We start from the raw sequence: 16,322 nt of genomic DNA, 5'->3' as shown, positions 1-16,322 counted from the left end.
CCCCTCGCCTCCACCAAAAACCTGAAAGAGCCGACCGCACGAGGTCGGCTTTTTGCATTGGAGGCGAGATAAAGGGAGTTGAGCCCCTGAGCGGGTTCGCCTAGGAAGCGAATGAGATACTGTGCTTTGAACTATGACATTGCCGAACTTGCAAGTTTATGCTGCAAAACAACAACGGCAACATTAAACTTCAAATTTCAGCACTACATATTTATGATTAAAAGAAGTCGCTAAATAGCGACTTCTCAGATTGAAGACAAACTCCCGCGAAATACTGCAGACGCGGGAGTTCTTTATGTTTTTTATCCATATTTCAAATACGAAATTGAATTTATCAGATGGGCGACCGGTCTTCCAGAGCCAGGTCGCCATTTTTTTGAGGTTCATGGCAGCAAAAACAAGCATCGCTTGCATGGAGACTCTTTTTAATCCTCGCAAGGTCGTCCACCACATACCATGCTTCTCCTTTAAATCAGCAAAAACTCGCTCTATTGTCTCTTTTCGCTCCGCATAAATTCGTTTGTTTTCTTCTGTATGGCGGAGGTGATCCGCCTCTTCAACATATTCAGCCCAAACATGTCGACTGATACGCTTCACTGCATCTTTACTCTCTGTACATTGTGTCCGGAAAGGACAGGCTTGGCAGATTGTCGGATTTGAGCGATACATTTTATAACCGTCACGGTTCGTTGTTTCGTAAGACAGTACCGCATTTGCCGGACATAGGTAGCAGTCGTAGTGTTCATCGTAAACGTACTCATGCTTTTTAAAGAAGCCTTCTTTCGTCTGAGGACGTGTATACGGCAGGACGGGACGAATCTCTTGCTCTTGCAGCGTTTTGCAGATGGCTGGCGTCTTGTAACCCGCATCCGCGGCAACCGCTCGTGGAGCCGGAACCAGGCGAGTAACCTCGTTTAGAACATCTTCAAAGACTTGGCTGTCGTGGACATTTCCAGGCGTTACTTTGACGCCGAGTACAAACCCGTTCCGATCACACGCGGTGTGAAAGCTGTAGGCGAAAACACGTTCTTTCTCTCCCTTTACGAATAAACCACACTCCGGGTCAGTCGTGCTAACCTTCACCTCCTTCTGCGTTACTACCCACTTTTTTTCGAATGGTTTCTTTCCATGTACAGCTCGATCTTTATTGATCTCTTCATCAAGCTGATCCTGGTACTTTCGGCTTTGCTCCTGAACAATCTCTTTCACATATTTGTTTTTGTTCGCGCTTGCTTTAACATGTGTCGCGTCAATAAAGAGTACATCAGGTTCAATGAAACCATGACGAGCAGCTTCTTCGAGGATGCGATTAAAAATCCCCTCAAAGAGTCCCGTATCCCGAAAACGGCGCACATAATTCTTACCCAGCGTGGAGAAATGAGGAACGGGCTGACTGAAGTCATATCCAATAAACCAACGGTACGCGACATTGGTTTCAATTTCTTTCATGGTCTGGCGCATGGAGCGAATACCAAAAAGGCATTGAATGAGCGCAATCTTAATAAGAACCACCGGATCAATGCTAGGGCGACCGTTATCTTCACAGTAGACATCTCGAACCAAGTCATAGATGAAGCTAAAGTCGATGGCGTATTCGATTTTACGGACCAAATGATCCTCAGGTACAAGCTCGTCCAAGGAGACCATGGAGATTTGGGAACGTCCTTCGTAACCCGTTTTTCGCAACATATCCAACACTCCCGCACTAGTTATTTACCTATATTATACGATATTAATGCGGTGAATGGATGAAGTATTTTCAATAAAATAAGACTGGCGACAGGGCTTTGTCGACAGTCTGGAAGAACCGACTATAAAAAGTCGGTTCTTTATCTTAACTTCGTCATTTTTTATCGTTGGTTTACAACTTTTCTATTCTTGCACCTCGCCCAGGAAAGCTTCATGAGCCGAACTTGTTTTAAGATCTATTAAAGCATATACGCAAGCAGCATGTCGTTAATATATAAATCCTTAAATGGATCAGAACAATAAGAAAATACTTTATTTTCTTTGAACATTTATTCTAGAAACAAATTATAGGGGTTCTATTTAAAAGGTCTTTCGTTTTTCGTATGAGGATATTCGTTCATATAGAGTTTCCTTGGGGACATCGGACTATTACCATAAATATCTCCAACAAAAATAGATCAATGAAGCTTCGTGGCAATGGGGATGCCTATGAAGAACACATGTGTGGAGGGAACAACAAGCGAAACACCTGACATTCCATGATAAATGGGTGTACTAATTCTTAAAACGCTCCACTGCATCCATAAAACGCCCATCCATCAGTCGAACGATGTGGTTCACGATCGCCTCACAAGGCGTTTTCATCCCATCCTCAATCCAATCCAGCAGCGTTCCTGCAAAGGCATGGCTGTAAAATTGAACGATGAACGTCTTGTCCTCTTCCGAAATCGCACGGGAATCCGAAACTTCATTGATGACATTGCTCAGAAGTTCAAACAAAACCTGATTTAAAAACATCTCCAAATGCTCTTTTCCAAGAGAACGACATGTGTTCATACAAAGCGCCTTGTTGCTTTCCACATATCTAAAATGATCAATAGCCCCTGCTGCCAAGTCGCATAGGATTTGTTATTCTGGATAGCGCCGAGTGCCTCCGTTATATATCCATCCAAGCAGGTCATAAATATCCTGATAATGATAGTAAAAGGTTTGGCGATTCAACTTGCAGGCTTCCACCAAGTCTTTAACCGTTATTTTATCTAAAGTCTTGGTGCCCAGCATATCCTTCAATGCATCAGCCAATGCATGCTTGGTGTACGGATGCATAGGAAACCTCTCCTTAGGGTGCAATGTTTCTTATTATTTTGCCATAACCTATAGATTTTTTAGACACATGGCACCTGAAGTTTAAATTTTAGACACATGGCTTTTACTGTCTATTTTTATTCCATTCACACTCCTATAAAGTGGAGGTGTCAGGAACACTAAAGGAGGTTATAAGGATGTATTATAGCAATGGTAACTATGAAGCTTTTGCCCGTCCAAAGAAACCACTCGGTGTTGATCAAAAATCCGCCTATCTGATCGGCTCTGGTCTTGCATCACTGTCCGCAGCCGCATTCCTCATACGTGATGGTCAGATGAAGGGGGAAAACATTCATATTCTTGAGGAACTCGATATTGCCGGAGGTGGATTAGACGGCATCTACGATGACGGCCGGGGTTTCATTATCCGCGGTGGACGGGAAATGGAAAACCACTTCGAATGCCTTTGGGATCTATTCCGCTCTATTCCTTCACTTGAAACGGAGGGTGCATCGGTATTAGATGAATTTTACTGGCTCAACAAGGAGGATCCGAACTTCTCCTTGCAGCGTGCTATCCTCAATCGTGGTGAGGATGCACATACCGATGGCAAATTCACACTTACTCAAACCGCTTCGATGGAAATTATCAAGTTGTTCTTTACTCCAGAAGAAGCGCTTGAAGATATGAAAATTACAGATGTCTTCTCGGAAGATTTCTTTAACTCGAATTTCTGGCTTTACTGGCAGACGATGTTTGCGTTTGAGCCTTGGCACAGCGCCATGGAAATGCGCAGATATATCGCTAGATTCATTCATCATATCGGGGGATTGCCAGATTTCTCAGCGTTGAAATTTACAAAATATAATCAGTACGAGTCTCTTGCACTGCCGCTAATGAAGTATTTGAAAGGCCATGGTGTCACCTTCCAATATGCAACGACCGTAGCTAATGTTGAGTTTGATATTACGGAGAACAAGAAAGTTGCTAAAAAGCTGGTCTATGTTCAAAACGGACAAGAAAAACACATTGACCTGACTGAAAATGATCTGGTATTCATCACCAATGGCAGCAATACCGAAAGCTCCACTTTAGGCGACAACAACACTCCCGCCATTATGAACACCTCCCTCGGGGGAAGCTGGGAGCTTTGGAAGAAGATCGCGGAGCAAGATCCTGCCTTTGGCCGTCCAGACAAATTCTGTGGCAACATTGCGGAAAGCAACTGGGAGTCTGCCACCATTACAACGCTAGATGACCGGATTCCGCCTTATATCGAAAAAATCTGCAAGCGCGATCCATTCAGCGGAAAGGTCGTTACCGGCGGTATCGTGACGGTAAAAGATTCGAAATGGCTGATGAGCTTTACCTTGAACCGACAGCCTCACTTCAAATCCCAGCCAAAAGACCAGCTTGTCGTATGGGTATACAGCTTGTATTGCGACGTGCCAGGTGACTACATCAAGAAACCGATGAAGGACTGCACGGGTATCGAGATCACGAAAGAATGGCTCTACCACATCGGCGTACCTGAAGCAGAGATTCACGATCTTGCCGTAAACTCCGCAAACTGTGTCCCTTGCATGATGCCTTATGTTACATCTTACTTCATGCCAAGAGCTGCGGGAGATCGTCCGAATGTAGTTCCTGATGGTTGTGTCAACGCTGCCTTTATCGGTAACTTTGCCGAAACACCGCGAGACACGGTATTCACCACAGAGTATTCGGTACGTACCGCCATGGAAGCTGTGTACACGCTTCTTGACATTGACCGCGGCGTGCCAGAAGTATTTGGATCCGCTTATGATGTCCGCGTGTTGATGGATTCCACAGCGAAAATGATGGACGGCAAGAAACTAACCGATATGGAGCTGCCTCCAGCAATCCAATTAGCATCAATGACGGGTGTGCAAAAAATTTCTCACACCAGAATCATGCAGCTGCTTAAAGAGTATAAGTTGATCTAAACGAAAACGAATAGATGCAAAGCTATGAGGTTGTTGCACAATGGTGAGAGAATCAAATCACCGTGCTTCAGCCTCATTTTTTTATTAAAACAAGATTGATCCTCCTACTATCTGCCTTAATAGATTGCAAAGTTTATCTAATGGTCGAAACAGATAATCCTTACTACTCAGTATTTAAAAAATAATGATACAAAAGACTCCATTCAAAAAATATTGGAAAAGATCATTTACAAACATTATGATAATAATCTTGCGGAGTTTGCTAGAGACGTACAAAGAATGCCCTTTAAGATATGGGGATGGAGAAAAGGAACCAATAAGCCTCAATTGGATAATATAATCTGGCTAGCAATTATTCTGAACACACCGGTATTCGTTACTAAAAGGGAGCGATTAAAAAAAGTAATAATCGATCATACTGCTAATAAACTTTATGTTAAGAAAAAATATAGACCTAATATCTCAGAAATAATTAAAAATGCCCTAAAAGAGGCAATGTTAGAGGAACCTCCGCCATCTCTTTCTCAAATTGCTAAACGTGTCTCTTGTAAACCTCAATTCGTGAAGAGAAAATTCCCTGAAGAGTGTAAAATTATAACCAAGAAGCATTATGATTATAGGAATGGCGATGTTTTAAAACAATGTTGAAATTATATAACTTTTAAAGAAGATTATACATCAATCATTTTTTATTATCATTTAACGTATATATGTTTTTTCAGCCATTGTCTGAAATACTGCAACTGTTCCTCAGTATGGAAATAGTGTTCTCCATTCTCCATTACTTGCAAATTACAGTTAAAACGTTTATTAAATTCAGATACAACGTTAAACTCACATAAGTTATCTTCTGAACCATAGAGAATTGAAGTTGGATTATTCCAAGCAACAATAGGATGTTCTTTCACATAACAGTAGTAGTCCCAATAGAGAGTTTGTCCAATAGGTGTAGAAATTTCTTTCTCTATTTTTAGTCTACTCTCACTTACGTTAAACCATGTCATCATATTATTTATGATACGTTCCATATTTACCACAGGAGAGAGAAACAAACACTGCTTCAACGGCTCATGGCTATATTCTAATAGGCTAAAATATACTCCCATGCTACAAGCAAAAATGCTTATATTATTTGATAACGATTTTGCATAGGTCATAATTGTATTAAGGTCTTGAACACAGTTTTGAACTTTGCAAAGATAAGTATCATCCTTACGGTCACCATGTTGAGGTAAATCAAAACTAAGCACTTGATAACCTACTGCTGTTGCTTCTTCTGCAAATACAATAATCGAGTCATCTGCCTTATTTGACATGTTACCATGCACCACCACAAATAACTTATCTGATTTGTCACCCCACAAAATCGCTGGAATATTTTCTATTTTAAAATTATTTTTTATCATTGAAATTTATCCTCCATGAAATATAAATAATTCGTCATTCCTAATATTACAAATGTATATACCTAAATAAATATTGGCTCTCTTTCTTTAAAATCTGTTATTCTTGTATAAGCATGGGCTACATTGCATTGAACCATAAAGTTCTTGATTTTAACAACTTCTTTGTCAGTTTCAAATAATTGTAGCCATTTAAACCAATACAAATAATTGCTGATATATTTAGTTGCAACACCTTTAAACTTATTCATCCACTTTTTTAATTTGCTGTGTTCAGCATTAATGTGTTGAATATGGTAAATTCCTTCTTTATGTTTTCCTCTTTGTATACGCTTATGTTCCAATGAAAAATCTTTGGCAAACTGAACATAACTCTTATGACTGTCAGTACAAAAGATAGAGTTATCCCCTACACGACCGTCATAGCTTTCTAATTCTTGGTGTGTCATTCTACCTCTACATAGTAACTCCATAATTAGATTACCCTGTCTATCAATAGCAGTAGCAATACAAACCTGTTCGTTAGATATACCTCTCTTTTTAATCTGTTTGCCTCTTTTACGAGATTTTCTCGGCATTTTAGAAGGTTTTGTACCTTTGAAACTCTCTGCAAAGAATACTTCATCAGCCTCAATTACACCCTCAACAGAGCCTACACCAAAAAATGACCCTTATACAATCAAGTATTTTGTGTCTCCAAAAGAAACTTGTTGCAATATTAATCTCTACAATTTTAGCACTCTTTCTAATGGAATAACCTGCAATCATACATTTAGCGTATTTAAGCCATTTATCTAATGTTTTCTTGCTTTTGTAAGTGGCAGAGTTTGTGAAGTCAGTAAAAGTCTTATTGCAGGATTTACAAATATATCGTTGCTTCCCTTTATACTTGCCGTTTCTTGATACAGTTTCAGTACTACAATGTGGGCAGATTTTTCCCTTGGAAAATCTAAATTCCTTGACTTCTTGTGTTACTTGACCTACTTGTGTACCTAATACAAGCAGTTCTTCTAAATAGGAAAGCAACTGTTCTTGTTGAGATACTGATAGTTTTTGAATATCTGAAATCAAAGAATTAACAGTTGCCATAATAATACCTCCAAACCTGTATGTATATATGGCTTAATTATAGTATATCTTATATATAATATATCAATTTTCAACATCTATTTAAAACATAGCCATAGGAATAAATAAAATTAATAAAGGCAAACTTATGCTTCAAAAATGAACTTGTGGCAATATTATAGTTCATTATTTATTCTCCTCATGATAAAAAAGAGCCTTTTTTGTTTATACTTCGGCAATTATATGATTCAAACAGTGGTAATATTATAGTTCAAATCACAGATACTTCGAAGGAAAGACAACAGCGAACGAGCACGGCGTTGATATCCAACCTCTAATATCGTCTACAGAGGATAGACTTCGGCAGCAAGTATAATGGAGATATCGACACCCCCACCATATAATCACAACCGCATGAGGCTGTGGATTTTTGCTGTATGTCTATAGAAAGATTTGTTAAAATGTACGTATGCTATAGAGAATCTCCGTCCCGAAGTTTTAGATGCTTTCTTTTCGGTGTATAAGCCCGCGGCAAAAATCATATCGACGATGCGAGCGAGTGAGTTTATGAAAGTTTCAATAGAAGAGATCGGTAAAGAGCAGGAAGAGGAAATTCTTATCAGGTGCTATGAGGTAAATAACAAAATATACGAAATCGTAAACAAGCTAAAGTTGGAAGAACTCATTTTTCTAGGATATCACAATGATAGGATTCACCGTCTAAAAATTAGCGATATTTATTATTTCGAGGCCGTTGACGGGAAAGTTTTTATTTATTGCAAGGATGAGATTTATGAGGTGAAGCTCAAGCTCTATGAGTTGGAGGAGCTATGCAAAGGAAGGAAATGTTTTCGTACATCCAAATCAACGATTTTGAACATAGCCAAAATTTCATTCGTTCGCCCATCGTTAAGCGGCAAATTTGAAGCAGTGCTTGATAATGGGGAACGTGTTATCATATCGAGGCAGTATGTGCCGGTACTTAAAAGTATGCCCGCTGGGTATTGCTTGCAGCACTGCTTGTCATACTAGCGGTAATCGGAACGGCTTCCCTTATTCGCAATAAAGCGAGTAACCGTGATTACAAAATCTCCTGTATTGTCGTAAAAGCAGTCATGATGACATTATTGTTGGTACTTGTATTTGTACCTGCACTTGTTTTTCCGCAGCATAAACTGCCAAAAGTTACGGGCCAATATGAAGTCGCAACTGCAACATACACTTACATAGACAAAAACCGCATCGAGGAATTTGCCGATACCGGTAAGAATAGGTTTGTTAATGTACAATATTGGTATCCCGAAAATTCCGATGGAACATATCCGCTCTTGGTATTCTCACATGGAGCTTCTGGTATTAAGACAAGCAATGCTTCTACTTTTAGGGAGCTTGCAAGCCACGGGTATGTCGTATGTTCCATTGATCATCCTTATCATTCTTTTTATACAGTTTCAGACGATGGGTCGTTTACCTTAATCAATTCGGATTATAAGATGGAAGTCGATAATGTCAACAAAGAGGGCATTTACACAAGGGAGCAGTTATATGGGCTCATTCAAAAATGGATGAAACTGCGAACGGACGACATGAATTTTGTCATTGATACAATCATTGAAAAATCCCGAAACGATACAGCCCCTGTTTATCAACATATCAGTAAAGATAAAATAGGTGTTTTCGGGCACTCCATGGGCGGCGCGGCAAGCGTTTGGATCGGCCGAGACCGTAAAGATGTAAGTGCGGTTGTCAATATTGATGCCCCGTTTTTTAGCGAGCTTGCTTATAACAATGAGACTGGTGATTTTGCGGCAAGTGGCAAAGCTTACATGACCCCAATCCTTAACATTTATTCTGACGATGTTTGGAAACAGCTTGGAAGTAACTCTACTTATGCGGCAAACTACATCGCTGACAAAAACTTCATGGAAGCATATACCGTTCATTTTCAAGGAGCAAAACATTTAAGCCTCACCGATTTACCGCTTTTTTCTCCTCTGCTCGCAAAGATGCTGCAGGGTGGAAAAGCAGCTATTGACCAATATTACTGTATAGAAACGGAGAATGAACTTATTCTTAAATTCTTTGATTATACATTGAAAGGTACTGGGCGCTTCACATCCGAAGGAACTACGGATCAAGGTAAACAACTTACTTTGCTGCGGCGAATTGTAGATTTGTTGCTCCACGGTTCGCCTCCACCATCATTAAGCCGACCGCACGAGGTCGGCTTTTTGCATTGGAGGCGAGATAAAGGGAGTTGAACCCCTGTCAAGGGTTCGCCCGCGCGCAGGCAGCGAAAGAGAAGCTACGAAGGAAATCCTCAGCGAACGAGCACGGCGTTGATATCATACCTCTAATATCGTCGACGGAGGATAGGCTTCGGCAGCAAGTAAAATGGAGATATCAAAAAACCACTGAACCTAATGTTTAGTGGTTTTTCTGATAGATAGAGATACGACCTCTAGGTCTACTTGCGTGGGATAAGATATGGGGCCAATCCCGTTGCAATAACTCGATGCCCCCGATCATTTGGATGGATGGGCAGATGTCCGCTCAACGCATCTTCAATCTTTCCATTTTGATATCCATACATAAGATATGCCTGCTTTCCTTCAAACCACTTATGAGCGGGAGCTACAGTTACATCATAACTATGGGCCAGCTCGTTTATCATACGATTTAATTGGCCTATCGACTCAACTGAAAGAGGGCTGTTCGGAAACGGATTGTATTGCGTGCAGCAAATGATCTGAGCACAGCTTCCTTTTTTTACTTGAGTAAAAATGGCACTTAGATTACGCCTATAGCTGGTTACAATGTGCTTTACAGCTAGTTGTTTCTTGGTTCTAATTGAAGCTAGTGCCGCGTGGGCTAAATCCACTCCTCCAATCCATACAGAAACAACAGAGGAATGACTGATTACGGAGGACCCCTGCCATATAATGGCATCCAATAGATCATAGCTGCTCCAACCGGGCCGAGCCAGAACAAACCCACGAACCTTGCGTGAGTCCGAATTTAAAGCAGATACGGCCAATCGGGGATAAGCCTTTGCCAAAGAAGAGGCATTTTCCCCAAATGTAATGGAATCTCCAAGAGCTGTATAGATCATAAGAATATCACCAACTCCACTCTTAATCATATATACAACGTAAATAGTCTGATGAAAAAACGATGTTAACGATCGACTGTTTTGCTCGTGTATTTCCTCAAAGTGCATCTTAGACATATTATATTGCAATCATGTACAGGTAATGTGGGCATTGACAACAACTATTGCATCAATATGAGCGGATTATTAGTACTTATCGGATCAGAGTTGAAGACAGGGTGATACTGGGGTGGCATCCAGACTGTGACTACATACGTAGATGCCTGTGTAGCGATATTTTCGGACAGGGGTTCGCCCGCGCGCAGGCGGCGAAGGAGATGCTTCCAAAGGAAACGTCAGCGAACGAGCATACTGTTAGTATCCAACCTCTAATATTGTCCACGGGGGTAGGCGCATTTCCAACTTATGTATATACTTTATTTACATAGGGTGTTGTTCGTTAAACCTCAAAAAAGGGGCAACTGCTTTGAAAGTCCTTGAAACAGATCGGCTAATCCTTCGTCGGATATCAACTGACGATGCGGAGTTTATGCTTGAGCTTTTGAATAATCCTTCGTGGTTGCAGTTCATCGGCGATAAAGGTGTGAGAACCGTCGAAGATGCACGTAACTATATTTTGAAGGGACCGGTTGAAATGTATGCCCGATTGGGTTTCGGTCTGTACTTGACTGAGCTAAAGGCGGATGGTGTCCCAATAGGGATCTGCGGGCTAATAAAGAGAGATTCTTTAGAAGATGTGGATATTGGATTTGCTTTTCTTCCGAGGTTCTGGGCGAAAGGATATGCCTATGAGTCAGCTTCTGCAACGATAGCGTATGGAAAAAATGTGTTGGGCCTAAATCGTATTGCGGCTATAACATCTCTAAACAATCACAGTTCTGCGAAACTTCTTGAAAAACTGGGGTTGCAATTTGAAAGAATGGTTAGCCTTTCTAATGGTGCACAAGAGGTCAGGCTGTATGCATCTGATGTCCATTTTCAGCCTCAGTTTATATCGTAAAATACTGATTTCGGATGTGAACCTTCATAATTTATGGTTAGAGGTTAACAGTGGGTTATCATACAATAAATGGATTATGTTCAGTGTGATATAACTCACAAATAACATATTTCTTCCTATGATAAATTCTTAAAAAGAATGTCAGCATGGAAGTGGTGCGCAAAATAATGAATGTTTCAATTGTTGGAATACTATATATGTCATATGTCTTTTGTGTGCCCACTGCATAGGAGGAATAAAATTGAATCAGCTTTTCCGAAAAAAATCACTGAACCTCATGCTTGCTCAAAGTGAGAAAAAAGAATTAGCACGAGCGATGTCTTTGATGGATTTAATCTTCCTTGGCGTAGGTTGCGTGATCGGGACTGGGATTTTTGTTGTTACAGGTGTCGTTGCGGCAGAATCTTCAGGACCAGCGATCATGTTATCATTTGTTATAGCAGGTATTGCCTGTGCGCTCGCTGCATTCTGTTATGCAGAGTTTTCTTCAGCCGTACCTGTCTCAGGAAGTGTGTACACATTCACGTATGCAACATTAGGTGAATTGTTTGCTTTCCTTATTGGATGGGATATCATGCTTGAATATGTACTGGCTATTTCTGCCGTTGCTACGGGTTGGTCTGCATACTTTCAATCGTTGCTCACGGGCTTTCATATACAATTTTCCGACATTATCTCCTCCGCTCCCGGTGTAGGAAAAGGGGGAGTCATTGATTTGCCAGCAGTTCTGATCATATTGTCCATCACAGCACTCGTTAGTAAAGGCGTAAAGGAAAGTATTAAGTTTAACAATATCATGGTTTTTGTAAAATTAGCTGTTATCTTACTATTTATTATTGTGGGGATTTGGTATGTAAAACCTGATAACTGGGTGCCTTTTGTGCCCTTTGGATTTAATGGGATTATAACAGGTGCAGCTACGGTGTTCTTTGCCTATATCGGGTTCGATGTTATCGCTACGGCATCGGAAGAAGTGAAGAATCCTAAAAAAACGATGCCGATTGGGATTATAGCGTCCTTGCTCATTTGCACCATTTTATATATGACCGTTTCTGGGGTATTAACAGGGATGATTTCGTATACCAAGTTAAATGTTGGTGCACCTGTTGCATTAGCATTAGAATCTGTAGGGCAGAACTCTATAGCTGGAATCATTTCAATTGGGGCGGTATTTGGCATTACAACCGTTATCCTTGCATTGCTCTATGCGCAAGTTCGTTTATCCTACGCAATGAGTCGTGATGGATTATTACCGAGAAAGTTCTCAAAAGTAAATGCAAAGACCCAAACTCCATTCGCTAACACGTGGTTAACCGGGTTCGTTGCCGCAGGCATTGCAGGTTTTATTGATCTAACAACACTTGCACATTTAGTGAACATGGGCACATTAGCTGCGTTTACTTTAATATCCATCGCAATCATCGTCCTGCGCAAGAAATTCCCTGAATTAAAGGCTTCATTCCGAGTCCCGTTCGTGCCAGTGCTGCCAGCCATTAGTGCGTTACTTTGTCTTTACCTTGCATCTAGTCTGCCCTTAATCACTTGGGTTTCATTTGTTATATGGATTGGTATTGGTACGGTTATATACTTTATGTATTCACGTAAGCATAGTAACCTGAATCAATAAAATGTTGTATCTGAATATCCAATTGTTTATTCATTTGCATATCACATAAAGTCAATAAGACAGGCGTGTTTATTTGTAAATGTTGTAAATGTTCCGGGGCGAATAACGGATGTGACTGATGCAGAATGGATTGAAAAACTACTCCGCTATGTCTTATTGAAAAGGGCTTTGTCCTATCGAAAGGTCTCTGCGAACTGCGAGATTTGACCCGATTGCGTAAAAAAAGAATTGGTAACTTAACAGCAGAAAAAAATGGACTCAAAAAATCATGGAAGCCTCTAATGTAAAATTAGGCACGTTCATTTCTGATGTGAATGGCGAACTCAACACGAAATTAAAAGCAGCAGGGAAGTTAACTATTTAGCTTTCGCAGCCTAAGAAACTGTGAGTGTGCTCCTACTCTGCATCGCCATGTACCGGGATAAGGGCTCAACTTTAGTGGGATACGCTGTCACATTTTCGCATGGGACGAGGTCGTCTTTTTGTGTTTGTTGGAGGCAATAAAGGGAGTTGAACCCCTGAGCGGGTTCGCCCGCGCGCAAGGTAGCGAAAGAGATGCTTCGAAGGAAAGACTTCGTCAGGCATTACTTTTTCTTAACGATAATTAAACCTAACAATGATGCAACTAGTGTTCCAATAACGGTTGACATATTTTCAAATAACCATTGATCAAAAGTTGAAAAAAGACTGTTTCCTGTTAAACTGGCATTATCTGTATTTCCGTATATCTTTAACTGGTTTTTGTTTCTAGTCATCGAGTATGCGATTTTGAGCTTTTCTTCATTGTAAGGTTCTACTGTAAAGATTTTTTCATCTAAACTGTATTGTTGTTCACTAGTAGTTCGGTTAAATTTCAAATTACCAGTTTCAAAAAATGAGGTTGATTTATCACCTTCTCCAGTGAATAATAGCTCTCCTTTCATTGTTGGTATTAATAATTTCAGATTGTCGAAGTTCAGAAACTGAAAACGTGAACTAGGTTGTTGATCAAGAGTGGTAAAATTCATTTGAAAGTAAGGGGCAGCATTCTTGTATTTCTTTTCTTTTATAAAAACTTCAAAATTTCCACGTAAAGTCAAATTAAAATTCTTTTCATTTATACCTGCAGATATATAACCTTTATCTACCTCGATATTTAAAGTATACATACTAGGGAGTTCATTTAGGCGCTGAAGAAAAAACTCTTTATTGATAGAAAGATGACTTGAATTTATATCAAGCATGTCAAATTTAAATATAGAATTGGATTCGATAATATCCCAATGGTCTGCATATTTATCGTTATAACCATATCGTATATGTAAATCTCCAGGTTCTAGATTGAAATTTTCTCCATTCACATTTAATAATAGGGGTTGTTGATTAATTATGAGTCCTTTCAATCTACTTTTGGAATATATTGTATGTGATTTGCTATCAATTCTTCCTTCAAAGTTAACAATATTTAGATCTTGAGGTGAACCATTGGCGATTATCCAAGCTTTACGCGAAGGGAAGATAAATAGACAAGCAATGATTACTAATGTTAGAAATATTGGTAAGACAAGAGTAAGTCCCTTTTTAAACAATTCACGTAACTTATAATATCTAGTTGAACGATGTTTTTGAGTGAAGCCTATTTTATTCATTAAAATCACATCCTAGATTAGTATTCATTCCATTAAATTATTATTTAAAACATTACTATCTGATCACGCCTGTTGATTAACCAAATTATGTAACAAGAATAAGCCTGTTCTGACCGTCCGTTTGAAGAATGTGACAAAGTATTAACCGCCATTCGGCTGGTAGTTGCCCAAGATCAAGCAAACGTGTAAAACGAGCGAATGACAGTACCACATGTCGTGATAGAATTTTGATGTCCCGGATAACCGACGAGTCGGGAACTGCCTGACGGCGCAAGGCACGTGGTTTTTCTAAATGAACATTGTCTCACAAGCGAACCACGAACGACTGTCCTTCTTCTTTAAACCGATCCAATCGTTCGAGCTTACCATAAGCACGGTCCATCATGCTTAGAACCGACCGTTTCCACGACATTCGACGGCTGATGATTCCCCGCTTGCAGAGTAACATGCAGCTTGATACCTGCGCGTTCACCATGATAGGGGGCCCAAGGCAACCGGGTTTTTCCTACTATTTTTAGGTGAATAAATAGGTGCCCTATCTGATCATTCTTGTTATATAATTTTTGTGCTTTGTCATTGTTTCTTATCTTGTGACGTTTATATGTTTATTATCGGGTTTTATCAAAATAAAATAATCTTGGGGTGACATCAAAATTGTGGCTACACCTGTAAAAGCCTTTGTTGTGTTATCTTCGGACAGGGGTTTAGTTCCGCACGCAGGGAGCAGAGCGGACGAGCATGGAGCACGGCATCGATATCCAATCTCTAAGAACGTCATCTAGGAGTAAGCGACGCAAGCAGAGTCAATGGAGATATCGAATCGCCCTTATACGGCCTATCTTACAACCGACGGGGCTTATTGCGCGAGGTGTAAATATGTATTTTTCCCTCATATAGGACGCTTGCTCAAGCCTGCTATTTAGAGCTATAATTATTGTAATTATGCATATTTATTGTGGAAAGTGAGCGAAAACAGTATGGGGCGTAAATGGAACAACATTAAGGAAAAGAAAGCATCCAAAGATACTAATACAAGTCGTATATATGCCAGGTTCGGAAGAGAAATTTATGTGGTCGCGAAGCAAGGCGAGCCGAATCCGGAATCGAATCAAGCCTTGAAATTTGTCGTTGAGCGTGCCAAAACATACAATGTACCAAAAGCGATCATTGACCGTGCGATTGAGAAGGCAAAGGGCGGTTCAGATGAGAACTACGATGAACTCCGTTATGAAGGCTTCGGACCTAACGGCTCCATGGTTATCGTGGACGCATTAACGAATAACGTGAACCGTACGGCTTCTGAGGTGCGTGCTGCATTTAACAAGAACGGCGGCAGCCTTGGAGTGAGCGGATCTGTAAATTATATGTTTGATCAAACGGCGGTTATTGGTCTGGAAGGCAAGACAGCAGATGAAGTGCTGGAGATCTTAATGAATGCGGACTTAGACGTTCGTGATATTTTGGAAGAGGATGAAGCGGTCATTATTTACGCTGAGCCTGATCAGTTTCATGCTGTTCAAGAGGCATTCAAGAATGAGGGCATCACGGAATTTACCGTAGCGGAGCTGACCATGCTTCCACAGAGCTATGTTACGCTTGCAGAAGACGTTCAGGCTCAATTCGAGAAACTGATTGATGTGCTAGAAGATCTGGAAGATGTTCAACAAGTTTACCATAACGTTGAGCTTGAAGATTAATTTGAATTCAGAGGTTTCTAGGGTGTCGCTACAATCTTTGCAGCT

General features: G+C 40.3%; 14 protein-coding genes and 1 pseudogene. 8 read left to right on the top strand and 7 right to left on the bottom strand.

What is annotated here, in order from left to right; all coding sequences use genetic code 11:
• Window positions 1-183: 183 nt before the first annotated feature.
• From A372_RS0105505 to A372_RS38425, 3 genes are all read right to left on the bottom strand, one after another.
• Window positions 184-1,689 carry an IS1182 family transposase gene (locus A372_RS0105505; RefSeq protein ID WP_019419827.1) on the bottom strand — a complete coding sequence of 502 codons (1,506 nt, stop codon included), beginning with the start codon at window positions 1,687-1,689 and terminating at the stop codon, window positions 184-186.
• A gap of 555 nt (window positions 1,690-2,244) precedes the next feature.
• The gene (locus tag A372_RS38430) at window positions 2,245-2,583 is read right to left on the bottom strand and encodes a TetR-like C-terminal domain-containing protein (protein WP_251575062.1); all 339 of its coding nucleotides are present in this window, start codon (window positions 2,581-2,583) and stop codon (window positions 2,245-2,247) included.
• 15 nt (window positions 2,584-2,598) lie between these two features.
• The gene (locus A372_RS38425) at window positions 2,599-2,796 is read right to left on the bottom strand and encodes a TetR family transcriptional regulator (RefSeq protein ID WP_019419825.1); all 198 of its coding nucleotides are present in this window, start codon (window positions 2,794-2,796) and stop codon (window positions 2,599-2,601) included.
• Window positions 2,797-2,972: 176 nt separating this feature from the next.
• On the opposite strand from A372_RS38425, the gene A372_RS0105495 reads away from it, so the two are divergent.
• Together A372_RS0105495 and A372_RS0105490 are read left to right on the top strand one after the other, a co-directional pair.
• The gene (locus tag A372_RS0105495) at window positions 2,973-4,742 is read left to right on the top strand and encodes an oleate hydratase (RefSeq protein ID WP_019419824.1); all 1,770 of its coding nucleotides are present in this window, start codon (window positions 2,973-2,975) and stop codon (window positions 4,740-4,742) included.
• A 213-nt stretch (window positions 4,743-4,955) separates the two neighbouring features.
• Entirely contained in the window at window positions 4,956-5,390 is a 435-nt protein-coding gene (locus tag A372_RS0105490; protein WP_157259447.1) for a hypothetical protein, read from the top strand.
• Between the two features lie 47 nt (window positions 5,391-5,437).
• Here A372_RS0105490 and A372_RS0105485 read toward each other — a convergent pair whose 3' ends face one another.
• Window positions 5,438-6,148: an alpha/beta hydrolase gene (locus tag A372_RS0105485; RefSeq protein ID WP_019419822.1), complete on the bottom strand. Its 711-nt coding sequence runs from the start codon at window positions 6,146-6,148 to the stop codon at window positions 5,438-5,440.
• A 62-nt stretch (window positions 6,149-6,210) separates the two neighbouring features.
• A protein-coding gene (locus A372_RS36165; protein WP_443146828.1) for an IS1595 family transposase occupies window positions 6,211-7,234 on the bottom strand; the annotation gives its coding sequence in 2 pieces (ribosomal slippage) (window positions 6,211-6,813 and window positions 6,815-7,234; 1,023 coding nt in all).
• Window positions 7,235-7,780: 546 nt separating this feature from the next.
• On the opposite strand from A372_RS36165, the gene A372_RS33315 reads away from it, so the two are divergent.
• Window positions 7,781-8,245 (top strand): LytTR family DNA-binding domain-containing protein, encoded by a 465-nt coding sequence (locus A372_RS33315; RefSeq protein ID WP_051004465.1) that lies wholly within the window; start codon window positions 7,781-7,783, stop codon window positions 8,243-8,245.
• A gap of 83 nt (window positions 8,246-8,328) precedes the next feature.
• Window positions 8,329-9,474 carry an alpha/beta hydrolase family protein gene (locus A372_RS33310; RefSeq protein WP_237728489.1) on the top strand — a complete coding sequence of 382 codons (1,146 nt, stop codon included), beginning with the start codon at window positions 8,329-8,331 and terminating at the stop codon, window positions 9,472-9,474.
• A gap of 206 nt (window positions 9,475-9,680) precedes the next feature.
• On the opposite strand, the gene A372_RS0105455 is transcribed toward A372_RS33310, so the two are convergent.
• Window positions 9,681-10,325, bottom strand: coding sequence for an SGNH/GDSL hydrolase family protein (locus tag A372_RS0105455; protein WP_026010913.1), 645 nt, complete (start codon window positions 10,323-10,325; stop codon window positions 9,681-9,683).
• Window positions 10,326-10,791: 466 nt separating this feature from the next.
• On the opposite strand from A372_RS0105455, the gene A372_RS0105450 reads away from it, so the two are divergent.
• From A372_RS0105450 to A372_RS38420, 3 genes and pseudogenes are all read left to right on the top strand, one after another.
• Window positions 10,792-11,325 (top strand): GNAT family N-acetyltransferase, encoded by a 534-nt coding sequence (locus tag A372_RS0105450; RefSeq protein WP_019419817.1) that lies wholly within the window; start codon window positions 10,792-10,794, stop codon window positions 11,323-11,325.
• A gap of 241 nt (window positions 11,326-11,566) precedes the next feature.
• Entirely contained in the window at window positions 11,567-12,952 is a 1,386-nt protein-coding gene (locus A372_RS0105445) for an amino acid permease (RefSeq protein WP_019419816.1), read from the top strand.
• Between the two features lie 81 nt (window positions 12,953-13,033).
• Window positions 13,034-13,271, top strand: a pseudogene (locus A372_RS38420) (IS110 family transposase); the annotation flags it as partial.
• Between the two features lie 265 nt (window positions 13,272-13,536).
• Here the strand turns inward: A372_RS38420 and A372_RS0105440 are convergent.
• The gene (locus tag A372_RS0105440) at window positions 13,537-14,580 is read right to left on the bottom strand and encodes a hypothetical protein (RefSeq protein ID WP_019419815.1); all 1,044 of its coding nucleotides are present in this window, start codon (window positions 14,578-14,580) and stop codon (window positions 13,537-13,539) included.
• 977 nt (window positions 14,581-15,557) lie between these two features.
• Here A372_RS0105440 and A372_RS0105430 point away from each other — a divergent pair.
• Window positions 15,558-16,277, top strand: a complete 720-nt coding sequence (locus A372_RS0105430) for a YebC/PmpR family DNA-binding transcriptional regulator (protein ID WP_019419814.1) — start codon at window positions 15,558-15,560, stop codon at window positions 16,275-16,277.
• Window positions 16,278-16,322 lie beyond the last annotated feature (45 nt).

It is taken from the genome of Paenibacillus sp. OSY-SE, assembly GCF_000283315.1.
Taxonomy (GTDB): Bacteria; Bacillota; Bacilli; order Paenibacillales; family Paenibacillaceae; genus Paenibacillus_B; species Paenibacillus_B profundus.
The sequence above is the reverse complement of the archived record's forward strand: the minus strand, read 5'-3'. Positions and strand labels throughout refer to the sequence as shown.

Bases quoted from the DNA above. Each gene is read 5' to 3' on its own strand.
- A372_RS33315 (WP_051004465.1), top strand. From the start codon at position 7,781: ATGAAAGTTTCAATAGAAGAGATCGGTAAAGAGCAGGAAGAGGAAATT.
- A372_RS0105495 (WP_019419824.1), top strand. From the start codon at position 2,973: ATGTATTATAGCAATGGTAACTATGAAGCTTTTGCCCGTCCAAAGAAA.
- A372_RS0105485 (WP_019419822.1), bottom strand. From the start codon at position 6,148: ATGATAAAAAATAATTTTAAAATAGAAAATATTCCAGCGATTTTGTGG.
- A372_RS0105455 (WP_026010913.1), bottom strand. From the start codon at position 10,325: ATGATCTATACAGCTCTTGGAGATTCCATTACATTTGGGGAAAATGCC.
- A372_RS38425 (WP_019419825.1), bottom strand. From the start codon at position 2,796: ATGCATCCGTACACCAAGCATGCATTGGCTGATGCATTGAAGGATATG.
- A372_RS33310 (WP_237728489.1), top strand. From the start codon at position 8,329: ATGATGACATTATTGTTGGTACTTGTATTTGTACCTGCACTTGTTTTT.
- A372_RS0105505 (WP_019419827.1), bottom strand. From the start codon at position 1,689: ATGTTGCGAAAAACGGGTTACGAAGGACGTTCCCAAATCTCCATGGTC.
- A372_RS0105440 (WP_019419815.1), bottom strand. From the start codon at position 14,580: ATGAATAAAATAGGCTTCACTCAAAAACATCGTTCAACTAGATATTAT.
- A372_RS0105430 (WP_019419814.1), top strand. From the start codon at position 15,558: ATGGGGCGTAAATGGAACAACATTAAGGAAAAGAAAGCATCCAAAGAT.